Origin of the sequence: Bradyrhizobium sp. WSM3983 (assembly GCF_000473045.1) — a bacterium.
Lineage (GTDB): Bacteria > Pseudomonadota > Alphaproteobacteria > Rhizobiales > Xanthobacteraceae > Bradyrhizobium.
Window position 1 is genome coordinate 306062 of record NZ_AXAY01000007.1, and the last position, 20862, is coordinate 326923.

Here is a 20862-nt window from a genome sequence, read left to right on the forward strand (position 1 = left end):
GGTCACGCCGCCGCAGTGGTTTGAGCGCTCGCATCGACGACAACGACGCGGATACCGTGACCGCGCAGCATGTCGAGCGCGTCGTTTGGCACGCCGGAATCGGTGATCAGTGTGTCGATGCGCGAGAGTGGACAGACGACGAGGCTGCCGCGCGAGACGAATTTCGAGGAATCGGCGAGCACGATCAGCTTGTCGGCACGCTTAAGCAGTTTGGATTCGGCGCGGGCGAGCAGCGGATCGCCTTCGATCACACCGAGCGCTCCGATCGAGATCGCACTCATGAACATCCGGGTCGCCGAATAGTGCTGGATCGCATCCTCGTCAAAGGGCGAGACGATCATGCCCTGCTCACGATAGACCTCACCACCCGGCAAAGCGACGCGGCATTTCGACGTGTGGATCAGCGCATCGGCGAGCAGATAGGAATTGGTCAATACCTTCAGACGGCGCTCGCGCAGATATTCGCCCATCTGATACGTGGTGGTGCCGCCGTTGATGATGATCGTCTCGCCATCAGTGCAGAGGGCGACCGCCGCTTTCGCAATGGCGCGCTTGGCATCTATATTGAGCGTCTGGCTGACGTCGAAGGAGCGAGTGGCAAGAGAGAGGACGTCGCCCGTTGCGTTGGCGGTTTCCGGCAGGGCTTCGAGTCCGCCGTGCACTCTGATCGCGACACCTTGCTCGGCGAGCCTGGCGAAATCGCGCCTTATCGAGGCTTCGGAGACGCCGGTCGCGCGACAAGCGTCGGCGATGCGTACCAGCGACCGCTCGCGCAAGAGTGCCTTGATGACCTGCCAGCGCTCCCGCTCGTGCACGTCGCCCTCCCTTTTGCCTGTAAATAGGTCACGGTCTCGACCAGTGGTCAACTGCAAACCGTCAGAATCGCTCAGTATCGCGCTGCATCAATCATATTGCGTCGCAGTGTTGAGTGCCGGTGATTGACCTTGATTGAATCCGTGGCCTAAGCTGCCCGGAGATCAAGCACAGGGAGAATGCGCAATGAGCGAGGTCGCGGCCACGCCCCTGCCAAATCTATGGGACGACACGCTCGCCGCCGGACTCGATGAAGCAGATCAATTGCTGTACCGCTCGAACCTGCTCGGGGCCGATCTGCGCATCACCAATTTCGGCGGCGGTAACACCTCGGCCAAGATTGAGATGAAGGATCCGCTGACGCGCGAGAACGTACGCGTGCTCTGGGTCAAAGGCTCAGGCGGCGACATCGGCTCGATGAAGCGCGACGGCTTTTCGACGCTGTATCTCGACAAGCTCGAGGGCCTAAAAGGCCTCTATCGCGGCCTCGCCCATGAGGACGAGATGGTCGCCTTGTTCAATCACTGCACCTTCGATCTCAATCCGCGCGCGACTTCGATCGATACACCCTTGCATGCCTTCGTGCCGCACCGGCACGTCGATCACGTTCATGCCGATGCGGTCATCGCCATTGCAGCCTCAGTCGACGCCGAGCGTCTGACCCGCGAGGTTTTCGGCGGCAGGCTCGGGTTCCTGCCATGGCAGCGGCCCGGCTTCGACCTCGGCCTGAAGCTCGGCGAAATGGCCGCGCGTCATCCCGACCATGTCGGCGTGGTCCTCGGCGGCCACGGGCTCTTCACGTGGGCCGAGACGTCGAAAGCCTGTTACGAGATGACCTTGCGTGTGATTCAGCAAGCCGCCGATTGGCTTGCCGCATATGAGCAGAAGCCGGCCTTCGGCGGTGCCAAGGTCCAAACGGCCACACCGGAAAAGCGCCGCGCGATCGCGGCCAGGCTGATGCCGCTGATCCGCGGCAAGATCTCCGTGGACGAGCGCAAGATTGGCCATTTTACCGACGCGCCGGAGGTGCTGGAGTTCGTCAACTCCAGCGCGCTGACGAAGCTGGCGCCGCTCGGCACCTCCTGTCCGGATCACTTTCTTCGCACCAAGATCCGTCCATTGCTGCTGCCCTACGACCCCGTGCGCGACAATCTCGATGAGGTGATCGCCGGCCTCGACGACGTTCTCGCCGCTTACCGGCACGACTACGCCGCCTACTACGAGCGCTGCAAACATCTAAACTCGCCGGCCATGCGCGATCCAAACGCGGTCGTATATCTCGTTCCGGGAATCGGCATGTTCACGTTTGCCAAGGACAAGGCGACGGCGCGCGTTGCGGCCGAGTTTTACGTCAACGCGATCAACGTCATGCGCGGCGCCTCGGGCGTCAGCGCGTATGTCGGCCTTGCCGAGCAGGAGGCCTTCAATATTGAATACTGGCTGCTGGAAGAGGCCAAGCTCCAGCGCATGCCAAAGCCGAAATCGCTCGCCGGGCGGATCGCGTATGTGACCGGCGGCGCTGGCGGCATCGGCGGGGCAACCGCGCAGCGGTTGCTTGGCGAAGGCGCTTGCCTCGTCATTGCGGATATCGACGAGAAGGCGTTGAGCGAGCGCATCGCGGCGATCACAAAGCGCCATGGGCGCGACGCGGCGATCGGCGTGAAGCTCGATGTGACCGACGAGGCGGCGGTGATCGCTTCGTTCGAAGAGGCCGCGCGCACCTTTGGCGGTGTCGACATCGTCGTCTCGAATGCCGGGATCGCCTCCGCTTCGCTTGTTGAGGACACCAGTCTCGGACTGTGGCAGAGGAACATGGACATTCTCGCCACGGGTTATTTCCTGGTTTCGCGCGAGGCGTTCCGGCTGATGCAGCGCCAGAACGCCGGCGGCGCTATCATCTTCGTTGCCTCGAAGAACGGCCTTGCCGCTTCGGCTGGCGCCTCGGCCTATTGCGCCGCTAAAGCGTCGGAGATCCATCTCGCCCGCTGCTTGGCGCTGGAAGGCGCGGTGCATGGCATCCGCGTCAACACAGTCAATCCGGATGCAGTGCTGCGCGGCTCGAAGATCTGGGAGGGTGAGTGGCGCCAGCAGCGTGCGGCGTCCAACAAGGTTGCGGAAGACCAGCTCGAGGAAGTCTACCGCCAGCGATCGATGCTCAAACTGTCGGTTTTTCCGGAGGATATCGCCGAGGGCGTCTACTTCTTCGCGTCCGACCTTTCGGCCAAATCGACTGGCAACATCCTCAATGTCGATGCCGGCAACGCCCAGGCCTTCACGCGATGAGCACGCCGTTCTCGATCAGCGCGGATTTCATCGCCGAGCACAATGCGCAGCTCGAAGACGCGACCGCAGAAGACTATGACGGACTGAAGCGCGCGCTGGCGCGGCACGGGATCGATGCGGATGCCCTGGTGCAGAAGGTGATCGCCTTCGGCGTCGCCATTCCGACCTGGGGCGTCGGCACAGGGGGGACGCGATTTGCCCGATTTCCTGGGCCGGGTGAGCCGCGCAATGTCTTTGAGAAGATCGACGATTGCGCCGTGATCCAGCGATTGGCGCGGGCAACCCCGACGATCTCGCCGCATATCCCGTGGGACAAGGTCGACGACTATGGCGCCTTGCGGGAACAGGCCGCGAGTCACGGCCTTGCCTTCGATGCAGTCAACTCGAACACCTTCCAGGATCAGCCGGGGCAAGACCTTTCGTACAAGTTCGGCTCGCTGTCGCATACCGATGCAGGTGTGCGCGCGCAGGCCATCGCCCACAACGTCGAATGTATTGAGATCGGCCGCAAGCTCGGCTCGAAGGCGCTGACCGTCTGGATCGCCGACGGCTCGAACTTTGCGGGCCAATCGAATCTGACCAAAGCGCTCGACCGCTATATCGACGCGATGCGTGAGATCGTCGCGGCGCTGCCTGCCGACTGGCGGGTGTTCCTCGAGCACAAGCTTTACGAGCCGGCGTTCTACTCCACCGTGATCTCGGATTGGGGCACGAGTTTTGCGGTCGCGCAGGAACTCGGGCCCAACGCGTATTGCCTCATCGATCTCGGCCATCATGCGCCGAACGTGAATATCGAGCAGATCGTTGCCCGGCTCGTTCGCTTCAACAAGCTCGCGGGCTTCCATTTCAACGATTCTAAATATGGCGACGACGATCTCGACAGCGGCTCGGTCGAGCCGTTCCGGCTGTTTCTGGTCTTCAACGAGTTGATCGACGCCGAGCGCCGCAGGGCGGAAGGCTTCGCGCCCGCCTATATGATTGACCAGTCGCACAATGTGACCGATCCGATCGAGAGTCTGATGCAATCGGCGATCGAGTTGCAGCGCGCCTATGCGCAGGCGCTAATCGTCGATCGCGCAGCGCTTGAAGCGGCGCAAGAGGCCAATGACGCGCTCGGTGCGCATCTCGAATTGAAACGTGCCTTTACCACCGACGTCTCGCCGCTCCTCGCCGTCGCCCGCATGCGGGCCGGCGGGGCAATCGCGCCAATCGCGGCCTATCGCGCGTCCAGCTATCGGGCGCGAAAGGCGAGGGAACGCCCCGTCGTCGGCGGGACTTCGGCAGGCATCGTCTAGGGAAGACGATCGCTCGTTTTCGGACGGTCGCAAGCGCGCCGGTGAGAAGGCAAAAACGCGTCGTCACCCTAGGCCTGATAGCAGATCATACTGATACTGCCGGTGAGGCCGGTGGTGCTCACGAAAATGTACGGAAAAGCGTCTTTGCCCGATCTGTATGCGGGCGTCCGCTTCAAGCGTCTAAATGTACAACGAGTTCACGACTGTGACCGGTCCAGGATTAAAGTACACGGCTCCTCGCTGAGCTCGCCCTGGCTATTTTTCTCGCTCGGTGAGAACTATCCTGAACGACGGCAGCTTGGCTCGACATCTCGCATCTCAAGTTTATCAAAGCCACAATGCAAAGCCGTTCTCCGGGTTGTAGACTAGGCGCGGACGAGCAGAGGCAGGCATATGGTATTGCTGGCCAGCAACGCCTCTCCCTCGATGCCAGCAGGCAGCTCAATGCACGTTAGAGCCGGAAACCGCATCCACTGGCTGAGCGATGGTTGCTCTGGTGGAACCCCTGAGAACCGTCCCTGTCAAATAGCTCATCTGCAGCAGGACGGCGAAGATCAGGGCCGACGACCACGGTTGCGATGAGATCGCAGCGATGGCGAGCCAGCCAACCAGAATGACCGGCGGCAGAACGAATACGCGATACCGAAGTCCGAGCATGAGCCCTATCAATATGGTGTAGGCGGCGAGCATCGTCACGTGGAGACTCCAAATGTCCCCGTGAAGCTACCTCCGGCTCGTCTATCGCTGGTTTAAGTTAAAGGGCAAAATTTTATCTTGTTGGTTGGATTGGCGTGCTTTCCCGCGACGCGCGTTGAGCGGGCGACCCACCAGGCCCGGGTTTCGTTCGGCCTGGGCGCTTAGGCGCCCAGACGCTGAAGCGCTCGCATCGAAAGGCCTCGCGAGCTCTCGTGGAACGCCGCGTTCGTGTGGATGGAGGCTGCGGGCGGCGCATCCGGACGTGGCAATAGCATCTCTGGCTTCGGAACGAAGTCGCGCTTCACGCGTTCAAAACTGCATCAATGCTACCTTCCCATGCAAGAAGTTGGCTTTGAAAGGAATCCGTTAAGCGGGAGTTATCCATCACCGATGAAGCGCTGCTTCCGCCGTCGAAAACGCGGGAGTCAGTAAAACTGTAGCAATCGATTTGAGTCGGACGAAATAGGCTCCGAAGTCAAATGCCCTCGTGGAGCCCGCAAGAGGCTTGCGACGGGGGCGTTAATGTCTACTAGCAACTACCGTATTTTGACCGAGTTTGCCGTGCCTCCAGGCCGGGATGCCGTGGACGGCCTTGCAGTGATCGCTGCGGCGCTCGACCAGGGCCTGGATGCTCCGCCTCATCCACGCGGACAGAAATCGCTCGATATCCTCGCAATCGTCTGCGGTTGGGCCGTGCTTGTTTCGGTTGTGCTACATCCGGAGCTGCAGCTCGCCGCCATCGGGCTCTGCGGCGGCTTCATGGTCGTGCGCACGGCTTTTCGCAGTGTATTCGGCGCGCGCGAGCCGTCGTATCTTTAAGCCGGTTCGAACAACGTCTTGAACGCGACCAGAGCGCGATGAGATTGGGATGAATCCTCGTCGCGCTCCAGCTTATTGTGTGAGCCTGGTCTTTTCGAAAAACCGCCACGCGCTTTTCATGCCTTAGGGGCGCCGGGAATGTTCGCGGCCGGTTCGGCCGGGATGGGGAGTTCAAGCTCACCCATTTGGATCGGATAAGAGTGAGACGTCTTATCCCATACCAACGGTCGACCGGACAGACGATGACTCGTGTAGATGCGAACCGCACGCCATGTCGCAAAGAAATTGACGAAGTTGCCGACGATGAGCCGCGGCGCCGACATCAACGCATGTCGCAGGTTGTAGATCATGCCCGTGAAGATCATGCGATTTAACAGGCGCCAGATCAGGAACGCGAACGTCACCCAGAACAGGGTCCTGACCCAGTCGGTCGACAACAGGGTATAGCTCAATTCGAGGTTGGGGTCGAAGAACCATCGAAACAGTTCGAAGGCAATCAGATTGGCCATCGCAAAATATGCGAGCATCACGGCCGGGCTCGTTATCACGCCCTTTCGATCTCGCACCAGGAAGTACTTCGTTCCGAGCGCGCCCTTCCAGCCGATTTCCTCGGTGCCCTGAAAGACGATCCCCAACAACCACCGCGCTCGCTGCCGGTAGGCGGCCTCAAGCCCGGAGGGAAAGAATTCGCGGGTCGCGATCGGGAGACTCCGGTGCAGGATACCGGGGGCGCCCGCATCGATGTCGATATCGATGGAGTAGCTTGCGGGATAGGCGATGAAGGCCGACTTGAAGCCAAGCTCGGACACGCGGAAAGCGATGTCGTAGTCTTCAGTGAAGGATGCGACGCGGAACGCTTCGCCCTGGTTCTTGTCGACGAGGTGCAGGATAGCCTCTCGGCTGAAGCAGGCGGAAACGCCGGCGCAGGGAATGACGCCTGAAATGCGTTGCCGGACTTCGAGATCCTTGGTGTGCATTTCCGCAAATTCGTCCATGTAGATTCCGCCGACCAGGGACAGAATGGGACGGGAGAACGAATAGACCGGAAGTTGAACGAAGTCGTAGATGTCGACGAGCTTGTTGAAGAGCTTCAATTCCAACGGATGGATGAGATCCTCGGAGTCATGCATGACGACGCCGGCAAATTGAATGCCGTGCTCGGCCTCGAACATGAAGATGTCCGACACGATCTGGTTCAGGCAATCCGCCTTGCTGGTTGGACCATCGCGAGGGACCAGAACCATGTGGATATTCGGATAGAGACTTTGTGCCTTGCGTATCTCGTCCTGGGTCAAGGGATCGTTGAGATAGACGCCTACGAAGTAGTGGGCCTGGCGATAACGAAGAAGCCGCGAATTGGACGACAGCATCGAGAAGATCACGTCGTGCTCCTTCCAGCACGGGATCATGATCGCGAGCGGCCGCTCCGGCAGCTGCTCGAGAAGCTCGACGTCGGGTAATTCGCTCGATCTGCCCCTCGTGGTCCCGAGCAGCCGGCCGCTCCAGTACAGCAGATCCACCAGAAGATCGTCGAAGCTGGAAATGGCGATGATGATGCCCGCTGTGAGCATCATGATTTCAATCGCATAGAGATATTGGGGCAGGAAGGCGGTCAGATTTGTCATGGGCTACGATGCATATTGAAGAGGAACGATCGCCGCATCTTGCCGCTCCTGAGCGGTCGAGAAATGTCGATAGAGAGCGTCGACTATTCTTCGGCTGGCATGACCGTCGCCATAGGGAAACACCGGACGAGCCATCTGGGTGTATCTTGCCGGAGATTTGTGCAGGGCGTAGAGCGATTTGAAGACGCCCTCGCGGGAGGTGCCGACGAGCTCGACGACACCAGAGGCGACAGCCTCGGGGCGTTCCGTGAGATCGCGAAGCACGAGGACGGGCTTGGCAAGCGCCGGAGCCTCCTCTTGCAGGCCGCCACTGTCAGTGACGACGCACCATGCATTCTGGATCGCAGCAACCATCTCGCGATATCCGAGCGGTTCGACAAGATGGATTCTCGGATTGCCGGAGAGGATCTCGAAGGCAGCGTCGCGTGCATTCGGGTTTGGGTGAACCGGGAAATACACACCCACGTCCGGTGTCAGATCGACGAATGCGCGAATCCCCGTGAGCGCATCCCGCAATTTCGAACCGAAGTTCTCCCTGCGATGCGCTGTTAGCAATATCATCCGGCGATATAGAAACTCGGCCGGAGGCGGGGGCTTGGTCGCCGCAACCTCGAGCAGCGAATCGATCACCGTATTGCCCGAGACAATCACCTTGTCCTTCGGTACGTTCTCGTCGATCAGATTTCGGGCCGCAGCCGAGGTCGGAGCGAAGTGCAGGGTTGCAGAAACCGCGATGGCCCGCCGATGAAACTCTTCGGGAAACGGCGAATCGAGATCCGACGTTCGCAATCCGGCTTCGATGTGCGCGAAGGCGATCTTGCGGTAGAAGGCGGCGACCGAAGCTGCATAGGCCGTCGTGGTGTCTCCCTGGGCCAGAACACAGTCCGGTTTCTCCTCTCCGAAGATGCGGTCCAGTCTATGGATAAGACGGCTAGCGACCTGCGCCGGGCCGCATGACGCATCGCGATGGCGGATCGTAATATCAGGCCTCAGGCCGAACTCGGCCAGAGTTTGGTCAAGCAGGTCACTCTGCTGGCCGCTCGCGACGATCTTCACGCTGGCCCAACTCACGCTGCGCAAGCGACGAACGACAGGAGCCACCTTAATGACTTCTGGACGGGTGCCTATGACGATTAGAAAGGTCCGCAAAGGAATAGAACGCGAAAATTGAACCTGAGGCGGGTGATGCATGCATAAGCCCCAAAAATCGACGTGCTAGCGCCGCCGAATTTGTGCCGCGCAAGGCCGGGTGAGAATGTCTCAAGGTTTAATCCAAATAACACTTTAAACTGAGCGTTTGCGCCAGACAATTGATGTTTCGGTATTTTCGCCCAATTTCAAATGATTGACCGGAGAGGGTAAATATTGTCGGTCCGGTGGGGCCAAGGAATAGGACCGGAATGTCGCCCCGACCCCGGCTCGGCCACCACTGGCTGACAATTGCTAGCTAGGCATCCGGCCGCTCGCGCCACACGCTTGCCTCGTAACCATCAATGATCTGGTTCGTGTGCGTGAATTCCTGCAATTGTCGCAGCGGCTCGATCACCTTCCTTGCGATGAGCACGGTGTTGGGCTCGGCGTGCTTTTGCATGTGGCCGGCGATATCGATGACGCGGTCAGAGATGGTCTCCAGCTGGGTCGAGTCGTCGAAATAGACCAGACCGGCATTGACCCCGCAGCGTACCGAAAAATCGGCTTTGGAAATCTTCACATCGCTATTGAACGCTCTTAGGCTTTTGATCACGTCCTTTCCTGCCTGGCAGGCGTCCTCCACGTGGGCAAAGCAAGCCATGACCCCGTCGGGCGTCCAGGCGGTCTTCAGGACTCCCCGAGCGCGGAATATACGCTCCACCAGTTTTCGATATTCGGCGAAGTCGTACTGAACTGATGCCGGATCTTCGCCAGTCTTCATCGCGGCCGATCCGACGACGTCGATCGCCAGAAAAGCAACTTCGCGGCCGAAGGAATCGAGCTTCTTCTTGGTCTCGGCGAAAACGCGCAGAAGCTCTTGCCGATTGACCGTGGTTCCGGCCTCCGCGACCCTCAAGGTGCTTTCCAACTCATTGTCCAGTGCAGATCCCGGCTTGACGCCTTCCTTCTTGCGCCAAGCCTGCGCCGACTTTCGGAGTAACCGTCGATTGAGCGATTGCTGGCTTTTTTGCGCTAGCGAGCCGGCGATGAACGTGACGATCATGGCGAGCCCGATCAAAATCCAGTCCGAGCGGTCAGCGCCGGCGATGTTGGTGGGAATGTAATGGTGCAGGAGCGGAGCCGATTTCTTCAGAACAACGTCGCGCGCCTCGAGCAAGGTCGCCGAAAAGCTTGCGTTTTTGGGATTGTCGAAGAGCAGAAAGACCTTCGGGATCAGTAAGACGAGAACAAGGACGAAAGTTGCAATTCCGAGCAATCGCCTCACAGTGAAAAGAAAACTCACCAGGAACGATTTCGGAGCTTCGCGATGAACCACTTAATCATCTCCAAGGCCATTGAAGGCGCACCGGACGGGAAAAACTCCGAAACTTATAGTCCGCCAGCGACGCGGCGCGCAATTCTTGCGATCGACAAACTCGCAAGGCTTCTCATCAGGACAATGCTGGTTGTCCTCGTGGCATTGTAAAATCGATGGTGAAACGCGGTGCTCGGGGCGAGGATTGGGCGCTGAGACCGTATCTCGCGCCGCAACCTGAGGCTTTCCACGAAGCCAAGCAAGGGCGACGAAGCGTTTGGTCGCAGCAGATGGCACAAGCCGGCAAAGCAAGCCGGCAAAGGAGGAGCGGATAGCCGTCGCGGTTAAGCGCCCAGACGCCGTTCCGGCCACAAGGCGAGCGTACCTGACGCCATCGCAACCAGCGCCGCCGTGACGAGGATGGGCACATTTGAATTTTGGAGCCGAAGCTGCTGCCAATTATTTAGGCCGCGAAAGAAAAGCGCTCTATCTCGTGAAAAGATCGATGTCGAAGGGAACTATCTCGTTGCTTCCGAGCCCCATTAAGTCTACTTTAAACTATATTAACAAAGAGTTATCAGAAAACCTAGGTTCCATGGTTCAATTTCCTGGTTATTAGGTCGTTGGGATTGGGTGGCGTTCGATGTCGATCGGATCGGATTTCCGTGAAGAGTCGCATAAGGTCGATCAGGCGCATGGCAAGGGGACCCTGTGGTCCCTAGACCTCGTTCCCTATGTGCTCTCCACCGTGGACGCATTGGTGATCATCCTTGCGTGCGTCGGAGGAGGATTGGGGTATCACGTCGTTACCGGCACCTCGATTCCGAACCTTCTTCCGTGCTGCGCAGTCGGTCTCATGGCCAGCTTCATCTACATTTTGAGGATGAGTGGGATCGGTTACTATGACCTTCCCGACAGCGCCAAGCCAGGGACCGAGATTACGCAGATCCTGGTCTGCTGGTTCAGCACCGGCATTTTGCTGGCGTTCTTCGCATTCCTGCTCAAGATCGGCGGCGACTATTCCCGCGGCGCGTTCGTTACGTTCTATTTCGTTGCCCCCGTGGGTCTGCTGGCAGTGCGCAGGTTCACGAAAGCGAACCTGGCTTCGGCGGTGACCAGGGGGGGCATCAGGCGTTTGGACGCAGTCCTCGTCGGAGACCATCGGGAGTTGGCCGCCCTTGGCCCTCGTGATCGTCTTGCCCTCTTTGGCGCGACGGATGTCAAGGAATTCCGCCTGAGCGGAGATCCTGATCCCGGAGAGCGGCTGGTCGCAGACAAGAATACGTTTGGGGCGGTTGGAGATTTCATTCGCCGCAACAATTGCCGTGAGGTGCTGTTGGTGCTGCCATGGAATGACGACGTACGGATCGACTTCGTGCGTGAACACCTCAAGAATCTCCCGGTGTCGGCGCGATTGCTGCCCGACTTGCACATCCGATCGCTGTCCAATTTTGTGTCATCCGCCCGCCAACGCGTGCTTGCGGTCGAGGTGCAGCGCGCTCCGCTCAGTGGGGCGGAGCGTTTTGTCAAGCGGTTCATGGATATCGTGGTCGCCGGCGTCGCCTTGAGCCTCCTGTTTCCAATTCTGATTCTCACTGGGATCGCCATCAAGCTGGACAGCGAAGGGCCGGTCATTTTCCGCCAGCGTCGCAAAGGCTTCAATGGCAAGGAATTTGTAATGCTGAAATTCCGCACCATGAAGGTGCAGGAAGATGGTCCTGTCGTCGTCCAGGCGACGCGCCAGGATCCGCGCGTTACATCAATCGGACGCTTCCTGCGCGGCGCCAGCATCGATGAGCTGCCGCAGCTCTTCAATGTCCTGAAGGGGGAGATGTCCTTGATCGGCCCCCGACCGCATGCCCTGGCTCACGACAGCTATTTCGAAAAGATACTGGAAGACTACGCGTTTCGGCATCATGTGAAGCCCGGCCTTACGGGATGGGCCCAGTGCAATGGTTCGCGGGGCGCTACGCCCACGGTCGAAGACATCGCCGAGCGTGTGAGGCTCGACCTCTGGTACGTTAACAATTGGAGCCTTTGGCTCGATATTCAGATCTTGATCAAGACCTTTTTTGAGGTCGCACGGAAGCGAAACGCATATTAGGCGGACCACTTTGTCGTTTCTTCCGTAATTCGGCTTACCACCAAATTTCCGCGCCCAGGCAGCCTGACAAGCTGTTGAATTTCTATATATTTAGCCCGTTCCGCCCGGTTCTCCGCTTCCGCCATGCTATTACCAAAATAATTGGCGATTGGAAAAAGCGAGAAAACTGCAACATTATTGGCAAATCGAATCAGGGGTCTGCGATTGGGCAGCCGGAAACACATACGCTATGACGCACTGATGAAGAAACCGAACCTCGACGGCCTCTCGTTAGATGAGCTCTGGCAGCTCCATGAGGAGCTCAACCGGTTGTTGTCAGTTCGGCTGACGGCCGAAAAACGCGCCCTTGAGACGCGCTTGGCGCAACTTCGCCGGGAGAATGACGCGGTGAATGCTCCTTCAGAGGCGTCGCGGCGCCCGAAGCGTCCATATCCGCGAGTTCACCCGAAATATCGCAACCCCAACCTTCCGCACGAGACCTGGTCTGGTCGAGGCAAACAACCGAAATGGCTTGCCGCCGCTCTGCGGACCGGCCGCTCGATCGAGGATTTCCTCATCTCGAACGGATAGCTTGTCCCGGCTGCCCGCGAAGTGCGTGGCGCGTTGCGGCGGAACGCTGCACCCAAAGCAGGAGGTTCTTTTGCGAATCGCTCTGACCCTTTTTGTTTGCATCGCGTTGTCTCCGCTCGGGAGCGTCTGGGCTGGAAATTTCAGCCCGGCAAGGCTGCGATTGGCTGACGCCGCCGCCGATGCTTGCATATCCAATTGTGACAACCAAAATGCGGCATGTAGGCGGGTTTGCCCTACCACCCTCGGCGCACCGTGCATTGCCTCCTGCGACAGCCAAGCTCAGGTCTGTCGCCAGGGGTGCCAATCCAAGTAACGGCTGCCAGCCGTCGAACTCCTCTGGGACTGATTGGATCACTGCCGACAGGGTCTGCGCGGAAGCGGGGTTCTGCGCGTCCTCGCGGTATCGCTCGGGCGTAACAGGCGTGCTCGGAGCGCTGCATCGTATCCGGCGGTTGGGGGACGGGTTCGTCGGGCCCCTTGGTAGCCAATTGCCGGCCACGCAATCCCGGCCTCATGGAACTTTTTACGTTGGGTTAACCATGATGATTTACCCATTCTTTACGCTCGAATTCCCGCGCGTGCGCCTTTCCATGTTCGGAGCACCTTTTGCCGATGTCTCGTGGCCCTCTCACGGGTTCTGTGGTTTGCTTGCTCGCAGGCTTGGTTGCTGGCTGTGGCGCCCCGGGAATCGTCAGTCCAACCCTGAACGCTCAGCCCAAGCTATCCGGCCAGCCGGTATCGCTCGAGGCGAACGCTCAGGATCTGATGCCGACGGGGGCTATTGCGCTTCCAACCCCCTCGTCCAAGGCGGTCGCCAGCGTTGAAGGGGGCGACGGTCGAATGATCGGCTCGACAGCCGCCAGGTCGAGCTCAGCGGCAGCCAACGGCGATGTGGTCCTCAATCTGGCCAACGTACCCCTGCAGCAGGCCGCCAAGACGGTGTTGGGCGATCTGATCGGCGTCAACTACGTGGTCGACCCCCGGGTCGATGGGGTTGTTTCGGTCCAGACCAGTAGCCCGGTCTCCAAGGCGGACGCCCTCGAGCTCTTCCAGACGGCCATCGCGCCTATCGGTGCAGTATTGGTACAGAACCGTGGCATCTACCGGATCGCCCCGGCCGACCAGGCCGCGACCGGGGCCGTAAGCACCATCCGCGATGCCACCAACAGTGCAGTCACGGGCAGTGGCGTTCGCATCGTGCAGCTGAAATACGTCGCCGCCACCGAGGTGGCTCGTGTGCTTGAGCCGATGGTGCCGAAGGGCGCTATCGTTCAGGCCGACGACGCACGCAACATCATCGCGTTGAAGGGCTCACAAGCCGAAATCGACAGCATGCTCGACTCGGTTTCGATCTTTGATGTCGATGTGATGAAGGGCATGTCTTTCGCAGTTGTGCCCGTCAAGGCCGCTCAGCCTGAAAAGATGGTCGACGAGCTGAAAGCGGTATTTGCCTCGGATAAGGAAGGCCCTCTGAAGGGGAGGGTGCGGTTCATTGCCAATACGAGGCTTGGTGCGATCCTGGTGGTGACCTCCAATCCAAGCTACCTGCCGCGTGCGCAATCCTGGATCAGGCGCCTCGATGCCCGCGCAAGCGGCACAGAACCGCAACTGCACGTCTACCAGGTCCAGAACCGGACAGCAGCTGAACTCGCCGGAATCCTTCAGTCCATGTTCTCGCAGGAGATGAAGGTCGTGCGCCCGACGGGCCGTAACGTCTCGCCGAAATCCAGGCAGGTCTCATTCGCAAGCGACTCGACGAAATCTTCAACAATTGGCGCGGGTGTTTCGGACCCCACGATGCAAGCCGGGCTGGGAAAGACGGCGGATACGCTTGGAACATCGCGTTCTTCCAACACGGACCTCGACAGCCAGGCCACCGATATCGCTGACAATGGCTCTGCATCGAACGGCACTCCCGAGCCGATCATGAAGATCGTTGCCGATGAAACCAAGAACTCGCTGCTGATTATGGCGAACGATCGCGACTACCAACGTGTGTTGCGTGTCGTGCAGGGGCTCGACGTGGTGGCCAGCCAGGTCTTGATCGAGGCCGTGATCGCCGAGGTGTCTCTCAACGACGACCTCCAGTTCGGGCTGCAGTGGCAGTTTGCCAAGAACGGCACTCCGACTGCGACATTCTCCAATGCCCTCGCAGGTGGCGTGGCCGCCTCATTCCCCGGCTTCAACTATGCCGTCAACACGGCAAACATAGCCGCGACCCTGAGCGCGCTGAACGCGCTGACTCACGTCAATATCATCTCGACGCCGTCGCTGATGGTGCTGGACAACAAGACGGCGCGCCTCCAGATCGGCGATCAGGTTCCGATCACGACCCAGACGGCGACGAGCACGGTCACCGCGCAGACAGCGATCGTGAACTCCATCACGATGCAGGATACCGGTGTGATTCTTTCGGTGACGCCGCGGATCAATGAGAGCGGGCGTGTGCAGCTCGATATCGAGCAGGAAGTCAGTAGTGTCGTGAAGACCACGACTTCGAACATCGATTCTCCGACCATTCAGCAGCGACGCGTCAAGACGACGGTGGTCGTGAGTGATGGTGAGGTCCTGGCGCTCGGCGGCATGATCCAGGACAGCGCGAACAAGAGCAGCAACCAGTTGCCGATCCTCGGAGATATCCCCGGCATCGGAGCGGTGTTCGCAAATCGAAAGGACTCGGTTCAAAAGACCGAGCTTGTCATCCTGATCACTCCGAAGGTGGTTCGCGATGGCACGGAAAGCCGGTTGGTCACCGAGGAATATCGGCGCAAAATGAACGTCTATATGCCGCACGCTTCGACGCGTCAGCGGGCACCCTACAATACGGCGCAGCGCTTGGTGACGCCGTGACACGCTCCGCTCTCACGGTTTTCTGGCTGGGCAGGGTTTGCGTTTTGCCACTTCTGTTGGCCGGCTGCGTGACCGAACAGCCCTTGGTGATCGATCCGCCGGCGCCCTATATGCTGCTGCCTGTCGACGAGTCCATGTCCTGCAACGCGATCGCGGGGTCGTTTCGCTTTTCGGTCAAGCGCGCTGCCCGGCTCGAATATTGGCTCGCCGCCGGATCTCTGGCCGGCTACGATTCCGACAGATTTCCGCTTGATGCGCCCAAGCAGCTGATGGACGAACGCCGACGACTCGATGCCCTGACGGATCTCCAGCGCACAAAGGGCTGTACGGTGATGGAGCCAGGGCCGGCGGTCGCGGAGGAACGCGAACGCCTCGAAGAATCCGCGAGAAATTCGCGCCCACAACAGGTCCTTCGTTCGAAGGGGTGAGCGGCGGGGACTGCGTCGGTCTGACTTCAGAGCTTGAAGCAGGGGTGCAGGACTTCGCCGTCGGATCGCTTCCCGGGCTCACCGACCACGTCGCCGCGACGCCACTCGCGGATGACGTAGAGTTGTCCGGACGCGGCTCCAAACGAGACCAGCGCTTCCCGAATGTAGCGTGAACCGTTGGGCGCGCTGACGTCGGCCCTGATGGTGACGCTGCCAGGCAGGGCTGGCCGTCGGCGCGCCGGTCGGCTGGGATCGAGGTTCATGAGAATGCGTAAGGCAGCCGTTGCCGCTTCGGGCGCGGGCTCCACGCGACCGGAGAGCACCGTGGTGTAGCGAGCGGCCGCGCGGAATACCGAAGGCGAAATGCCGTCGATTTGATCAAGCTCCATGATGGTCGAAAAACCGGAGCTCTTGGCCTGTTTGGCGAGGGTGCCGGCCTGCGGAGGCTTGCGAAAGTCGACGACGTTCTGGGCAATCCTGCTTCCCAGTGCCTTATCCCGCGTGAGCCCGACGAAGAAGCGCTCAAGCGTGGGTAAATTGCCGGCATTGAGGTCGACCTTGCCGATCTCCTCCTCGACGGCAATGTCAACGCGCTCGCCCTCCGGCAAACGGCAGCGACGCGGAAAGCTGGTGTCCGGCGCGGGATCAAGAATGACCGAGATGGCCAGATTGACCGCACTTTCCGCCGCCGCCGCCGTGGATGCGACCATACTATCGGCCGTGGCAGTCTTGGCCCGGTAGCGTGCGCCTACGATCACTGCCGTTCCAAGCACGGTCAGCAGGCCAAGTCCCCAGATCACTGTGACGAGGGCGAAGCCGCGGCGACCAGGATGAGCGTGCTCATGGGCCGGCGCAATCGGCTTGGACCTTGCTCGCAAGGTATGATGGTCAGTCAGCCGCATTGATTGCCGCTTGGTAAATGAAAATGGCAAATAAAGTGTGAAAAGCCTTCCTTAACAAAATCGCTCTAGCGTCGGGGTCCGCGTTTGAGATCGGGACCTTCGAGCCAATGCCAGGCGATACACAGACACCGACACGCCAGGCTGCGCCGGCGGCCGGCCCGGCCATGGTCCTGGGACCCCTGGACGATGGCTTCGCCGATGCGTTCGCGGGGCTCTTGATGCGTGGAGAATTCGTCGATGCCGGTGCGGTTGCCCGGGCGAGACGGGCCTCGGATGCCACGTCCGAGCGCCTCGACGTCGTCCTGGTGAAACTGGGGCTCATCTCCGAGGCGGATCTCTGCGCGGCGTATGCCGACTATTGCCGGCTTCCGGTGGTTCGACCGGCCGACATCCCGTTGCAGCCGGTTCTTCCGGATCGTCTGAAGCTGCCCTTTCTGAAAGCCAGCCGTACGCTGCCGATCTCGGCGCACGGCAATTCCCTGGTGCTGGCCGCAGTAGACCCCCTCAACGAGGAGGGGCGTAGGGCAATCAGCTATATGCTCGGCTGTCATGTCGATCTCGCGGTGATCGCGCCTGCCGACATCGAGCACGCATTCCGCAAGCTCTATCAGGACGCGGCTCCCCAGTCCGTCGATGGCGATCCGAACACGATTGCCGGGGGCCATATCGACGGAAACGAGATCGACGTCGAGCGTCTTCGCGACATCGCCAATGAGGCGCCGATCATCCGGCTCGTGAATCAGATCATAGCCAGTGCGGTTGAGCGCGGGGCATCCGACATTCACATCGAACCGGGACGTGATGCGGTCGTGGTTCGCTTCCGGCTCGACGGCTTTCTCCAGCAAGAACGTGTCGTTCCGTCGACGCTCAGGGCCGCGCTGACGACCCGGATCAAGATCATGGCGAGGCTCGACATTGCCGAGCGAAGATTGCCGCAGGACGGTCGGATCAAGACTGCCGTCCGCGGCGTCGAGATCGACGTTCGCGTGGCCACGCTGCCGACCGCGTTCGGCGAGAGCCTGGTCCTGAGGATTCTCGATCGCACCAGGGTCGAACTCGACTTCTTCAAGCTTGGCCTGGATCCGGCCGTGCAAGCCCGCCTGCATGGACTGATGTCGCTGCCGAACGGGATCATCCTGGTGACCGGGCCGACGGGAAGCGGCAAGACCACGACGCTCTATACGGCGTTGAAGGAATTGAACCGTCCGGAGCTAAAACTCTTCACCGTCGAGGATCCCATCGAATACCAGCTCGGTGGCATCAACCAGATTCAGGTCCAGCCTCAGATCGGGTTCGATTTTCCTGCTGCGCTTCGCTCGATCCTGCGTCAGGATCCCGACATCATCATGATTGGCGAAATACGCGATCTGGAGACGGCTCGCATTGCCGTTCAGGCCTCGCTCACCGGCCATTTGGTTTTCTCGACCCTGCATACGAACAGTTCCGTTGCCGCCATCACCCGTCTCATCGACATAGGGATCGAGCGTTACCTGCTTGCATCGACGCTCGCCGGCGTCATGGCCCAGCGCTTGGTTCGCCGCCTGTGCCCGAGCTGCGCGCGGCCCGCGGCCTATCGCACCGAGGCGCCATCGCGGTTGCGTTGGCCTATCCCGGACGGCCTCGAGCTCGACTGGTCGGGCGCGCGCGAAGCCGTAGGCTGCGCAGCCTGTCATGGCACCGGCTATCTGGGGCGCACATGCATCGTGGAGCTCCTCGTGATCGACGACGAGATGCGGGAAGCGATCGGCAGGAGAAGCGATGATCAGCGGGCGTTGATGTCGCGGGCACGAGGTGCCGGATTCCACACTCTCTATGAGAGCGGTCTCGTCAAGGTGACGCTGGGCGAGACGACCATCGAGGAAGTTCTCAGGGTGTCGCGAACGAGCTAGGGAGCTTTGCGTGTCCACCTTCCAGTATCGCGCCTACACCAGCCAGGGCATCGTCACGTCGGGCAAGATCGTTGCCGATGAGCTCGACGCTGCCATCGAAGCGCTCTACAGCTCCGGGCTGACGCCGGTGGAAACGACGCTCTGCGAAGACGCCGCGTCGTCGCAGGTGCATCCGGATGAACGGAAGGCACCGAGGCGAGGCTGGATGCGCTCCGAACGGGTCGGATTGAAGGAGCTGTCTGCATTTACGGCCGAGCTGGCGTCACTGGTCAGCTCCGGGGTTCCTGTCGATGCGTCGTTTCGGGTGCTGGCCGGTGCCGGTGCATCGCGCAAACAGATTGGCCTCGCGAACGGCCTGCTCAAGGATATCCTGTCCGGCCTCCAGCTTTCGGAGGCCATGGCGCGCCGCTCCGACGTTTTCCCCGCCGACTATGTCGCCATCCTTGCCGGCGGTGAAGCCGGCGGGAAAACCTCGCAGGCGCTGACGCAGATCAGCGAGATGCTGGCGCGAAGGGTCGACGTCCGAAACAAGGTCCGCGCGGCTCTGGTTTATCCCGCTGTTCTCTTGATGATGTCGCTGGTATCGATCGCCGTCATCGTTCTGGTGCTCATTCCGAACTTGTTGCCGATCTTTTCCGATGCGGGTCTGCCACTGCCGGGCATTCTGGCGGTCCTGGCCGATCTACCGGAGCGCTGGCCGAAGCTCTTGATCTGGCTCGGGCTCGTGACGGCGGCCGGCTTGGTCATCTACCGCAGGATCGCCGGTGACGCCTCTATGATGAGGAAGGTCGACCATCTCAAATGCCGCCTGCCGGTCGTCGGTGCCGTCATTCAGCGTCGCGAAGCCGGCCACTTTGCCCGCTCCGTGGGCAGCTTGATCGACGCAAGAGTGCCGCTCATGACGGCGCTGCAAACTGCGCTCTCCCTGGTGTGTAACCGACATCTCAAGGCTCGCTATGGAGAAGCGGTCGGTCGCGTGCCGGAAGGAAATGCGTTGAGCCAGGTTCTGGACGGAGCGGGCTTGCTACCTCCGGCCGCCATCCGCCTCGTCGCGGTTGGTGAGGAGACCGGGCAATTGGCAAAGATGCTGGCTCGCGTTGCCGCCAATCTGGAAACCGAAGTCCAAGGCAAGATCGAGCAACTCGTAGGGTTGCTCACGCCGCTCCTTACGGTGGGAATCGGTGGTCTGGTCGGAGCTCTCATCCTTCAGGTGATGAGCGCCGTCCTCTCCATCAACAATCTGGCTTATCAATGAGGCGCTCTGACACCGGATCGGCGGGGTTCACGCTGATCGAAACGCTCGTGGTGCTCGTGATCATGGCGCTCGTCGTCGTATCGGTTCTGGCCGCCAAGCCGAGATCGGCGGCTGCGCGCACGAGTGCGGAAGCGCGCGCGATCGCGGCGACCCTGCAGCTTGCCAGAAGCCGGGCGCGGGCCCGCAATGCGGAAATTGTGGTCGACGTGGATACGCGGAACGGGCGCTTCGGTGCCGTCGATGCCATGCGCCAATTGCCCAGCGGGATGGAGATCGCTCTGACGGTTGCAGAAACCGAGCGGCGTGGCCGGGTCGGCGGGGTGCGGTTCTATCCGGATGGTCAGTCGAGCGGCGGCGAGATTCTGCTCAGCTACAAAGGGCAAAAGGAGCGGATCATCGTCAACTGGTTCACTGGTGAGCCGAGGATTGAATGATGCCCGCTCGCCTCGGTCTGCGCCGACCGATGACCGGCAATGCCGGCCTGCTGCGTCAACGCGGTTTCACGTTGATCGAAGTGATGGTGGCGTTCACTGTGCTCGCCATCGGTCTGGGAGCTTTGACCGCCGGCATTACGGCGGCGCTGCGCTCCGATGCCAAACTTCAGACCAAGCATATCCTCGATCGGATCGCCGAATCCAGGCTCGAAGCTGCAGGACGGGCGACTTCGCTGAAAAGCGGACGTCGTGAGGGACGCATCGGACGGTATCAGTGGCGGGAGATTGTCTCGGTCGTGGATATCGGAAACTCGCGCCAGCAAGGCGCTACACCGGGGCCGAAGTCTCAGATCGTGCCGATATGGGTCGAGATCGTCGTGCAGGCGGACGGCGGACTTGAGACGAGACTGGCGGCACTGAAATTCGCCCAGGGAGCCGCGCAGTGAAGGGGCG

The 20862-nt window shown here is 60.4% G+C and carries 17 protein-coding genes; 11 read left to right on the top strand and 6 right to left on the bottom strand.

The window, feature by feature from the left end; all coding sequences use genetic code 11:
* Window positions 1–2: 2 nt before the first annotated feature.
* A complete protein-coding gene (locus YUA_RS0114335) occupies window positions 3–815 on the bottom strand; it encodes a DeoR/GlpR family DNA-binding transcription regulator (protein WP_027531326.1) in 813 nt (270 codons plus the stop codon).
* 184 nt (window positions 816–999) lie between these two features.
* Here YUA_RS0114335 and YUA_RS0114340 point away from each other — a divergent pair, with 184 nt between their 5' ends.
* On the top strand, window positions 1000–3096 hold the full coding sequence (locus YUA_RS0114340) for a bifunctional rhamnulose-1-phosphate aldolase/short-chain dehydrogenase (RefSeq protein WP_027531327.1): 2097 nt from the start codon (window positions 1000–1002) through the stop codon (window positions 3094–3096).
* Entirely contained in the window at window positions 3093–4391 is a 1299-nt protein-coding gene (gene rhaI, locus YUA_RS0114345) for an L-rhamnose catabolism isomerase (protein ID WP_084292527.1), read from the top strand. Before YUA_RS0114340 ends, rhaI begins: the two co-directional genes overlap by 4 nt.
* A gap of 441 nt (window positions 4392–4832) precedes the next feature.
* Here the strand turns inward: rhaI and YUA_RS43965 are convergent, their stop codons facing one another.
* Window positions 4833–5087 carry a hypothetical protein gene (locus YUA_RS43965; protein WP_156947119.1) on the bottom strand — a complete coding sequence of 85 codons (255 nt, stop codon included), beginning with the start codon at window positions 5085–5087 and terminating at the stop codon, window positions 4833–4835.
* Window positions 5088–5609: 522 nt separating this feature from the next.
* Between YUA_RS43965 and YUA_RS0114355 the strand changes: the two genes are divergently transcribed.
* On the top strand, window positions 5610–5906 hold the full coding sequence (locus YUA_RS0114355; protein WP_156947120.1) for a hypothetical protein: 297 nt from the start codon (window positions 5610–5612) through the stop codon (window positions 5904–5906).
* A 116-nt stretch (window positions 5907–6022) separates the two neighbouring features.
* Here the strand turns inward: YUA_RS0114355 and YUA_RS43970 are convergent, their stop codons facing one another.
* The 3 genes from YUA_RS43970 to YUA_RS0114370 form a co-directional block, all read right to left on the bottom strand.
* Window positions 6023–7531 (bottom strand): glycosyl transferase family protein, encoded by a 1509-nt coding sequence (locus YUA_RS43970; protein ID WP_051383172.1) that lies wholly within the window; start codon window positions 7529–7531, stop codon window positions 6023–6025.
* Between the two features lie 3 nt (window positions 7532–7534).
* Window positions 7535–8722: a non-hydrolyzing UDP-N-acetylglucosamine 2-epimerase gene (wecB, locus tag YUA_RS43975; protein WP_063627784.1), complete on the bottom strand. Its 1188-nt coding sequence runs from the start codon at window positions 8720–8722 to the stop codon at window positions 7535–7537.
* A gap of 256 nt (window positions 8723–8978) precedes the next feature.
* Window positions 8979–9998, bottom strand: coding sequence for an adenylate/guanylate cyclase domain-containing protein (locus YUA_RS0114370; RefSeq protein WP_156947121.1), 1020 nt, complete (start codon window positions 9996–9998; stop codon window positions 8979–8981).
* Between the two features lie 622 nt (window positions 9999–10620).
* Here YUA_RS0114370 and YUA_RS0114380 point away from each other — a divergent pair.
* The 4 genes from YUA_RS0114380 to YUA_RS0114395 all read left to right on the top strand — a co-directional run bounded on the left by YUA_RS0114380 (window position 10621) and on the right by YUA_RS0114395 (window position 15929).
* Window positions 10621–12081, top strand: coding sequence for an undecaprenyl-phosphate glucose phosphotransferase (locus YUA_RS0114380; RefSeq protein ID WP_035970984.1), 1461 nt, complete (start codon window positions 10621–10623; stop codon window positions 12079–12081).
* 240 nt (window positions 12082–12321) lie between these two features.
* Window positions 12322–12651, top strand: a complete 330-nt coding sequence (locus YUA_RS0114385; RefSeq protein ID WP_027531332.1) for an H-NS family nucleoid-associated regulatory protein — start codon at window positions 12322–12324, stop codon at window positions 12649–12651.
* Between the two features lie 840 nt (window positions 12652–13491).
* Window positions 13492–15501, top strand: coding sequence for a type II secretion system secretin GspD (gspD, locus tag YUA_RS43980; protein WP_051383174.1), 2010 nt, complete (start codon window positions 13492–13494; stop codon window positions 15499–15501).
* A gap of 68 nt (window positions 15502–15569) precedes the next feature.
* Window positions 15570–15929 carry a hypothetical protein gene (locus YUA_RS0114395; protein ID WP_156947122.1) on the top strand — a complete coding sequence of 120 codons (360 nt, stop codon included), beginning with the start codon at window positions 15570–15572 and terminating at the stop codon, window positions 15927–15929.
* A gap of 26 nt (window positions 15930–15955) precedes the next feature.
* Here YUA_RS0114395 and YUA_RS0114400 read toward each other — a convergent pair whose 3' ends face one another.
* Window positions 15956–16831, bottom strand: coding sequence for a type II secretion system protein GspK (locus YUA_RS0114400; protein WP_027531334.1), 876 nt, complete (start codon window positions 16829–16831; stop codon window positions 15956–15958).
* Window positions 16832–16938: 107 nt separating this feature from the next.
* Between YUA_RS0114400 and YUA_RS0114405 the strand changes: the two genes are divergently transcribed.
* The 4 genes from YUA_RS0114405 to YUA_RS46865 are packed head-to-tail and all read left to right on the top strand — an operon-like array spanning window position 16939 to window position 20855.
* Window positions 16939–18720: a GspE/PulE family protein gene (locus tag YUA_RS0114405; RefSeq protein ID WP_198029416.1), complete on the top strand. Its 1782-nt coding sequence runs from the start codon at window positions 16939–16941 to the stop codon at window positions 18718–18720.
* A 10-nt stretch (window positions 18721–18730) separates the two neighbouring features.
* Window positions 18731–19975: a type II secretion system F family protein gene (locus YUA_RS0114410; protein WP_027531336.1), complete on the top strand. Its 1245-nt coding sequence runs from the start codon at window positions 18731–18733 to the stop codon at window positions 19973–19975.
* On the top strand, window positions 19972–20409 hold the full coding sequence (locus YUA_RS0114415) for a GspH/FimT family pseudopilin (protein ID WP_027531337.1): 438 nt from the start codon (window positions 19972–19974) through the stop codon (window positions 20407–20409). The genes YUA_RS0114410 and YUA_RS0114415 overlap by 4 nt, the downstream gene beginning before the upstream one ends.
* The gene (locus YUA_RS46865) at window positions 20409–20855 is read left to right on the top strand and encodes a prepilin-type N-terminal cleavage/methylation domain-containing protein (RefSeq protein WP_198029417.1); all 447 of its coding nucleotides are present in this window, start codon (window positions 20409–20411) and stop codon (window positions 20853–20855) included. Before YUA_RS0114415 ends, YUA_RS46865 begins: the two co-directional genes overlap by 1 nt.
* Window positions 20856–20862 lie beyond the last annotated feature (7 nt).

Coding starts and splice junctions, on each gene's coding strand:
- YUA_RS0114340 (WP_027531327.1), top strand. CDS start 1,000: ATGAGCGAGGTCGCGGCCACGCCCCTGCCAAATCTATGGGACGACACG.
- YUA_RS43970 (WP_051383172.1), bottom strand. CDS start 7,531: ATGACAAATCTGACCGCCTTCCTGCCCCAATATCTCTATGCGATTGAA.
- YUA_RS46865 (WP_198029417.1), top strand. CDS start 20,409: ATGCCCGCTCGCCTCGGTCTGCGCCGACCGATGACCGGCAATGCCGGC.
- gspD (WP_051383174.1), top strand. CDS start 13,492: ATGATCGGCTCGACAGCCGCCAGGTCGAGCTCAGCGGCAGCCAACGGC.
- YUA_RS0114405 (WP_198029416.1), top strand. CDS start 16,939: ATGCCAGGCGATACACAGACACCGACACGCCAGGCTGCGCCGGCGGCC.
- YUA_RS0114380 (WP_035970984.1), top strand. CDS start 10,621: ATGTCGATCGGATCGGATTTCCGTGAAGAGTCGCATAAGGTCGATCAG.
- YUA_RS0114385 (WP_027531332.1), top strand. CDS start 12,322: ATGAAGAAACCGAACCTCGACGGCCTCTCGTTAGATGAGCTCTGGCAG.
- wecB (WP_063627784.1), bottom strand. CDS start 8,722: ATGCATCACCCGCCTCAGGTTCAATTTTCGCGTTCTATTCCTTTGCGG.
- YUA_RS0114415 (WP_027531337.1), top strand. CDS start 19,972: ATGAGGCGCTCTGACACCGGATCGGCGGGGTTCACGCTGATCGAAACG.
- rhaI (WP_084292527.1), top strand. CDS start 3,093: ATGAGCACGCCGTTCTCGATCAGCGCGGATTTCATCGCCGAGCACAAT.
- YUA_RS0114355 (WP_156947120.1), top strand. CDS start 5,610: ATGTCTACTAGCAACTACCGTATTTTGACCGAGTTTGCCGTGCCTCCA.
- YUA_RS0114400 (WP_027531334.1), bottom strand. CDS start 16,831: ATGCGGCTGACTGACCATCATACCTTGCGAGCAAGGTCCAAGCCGATT.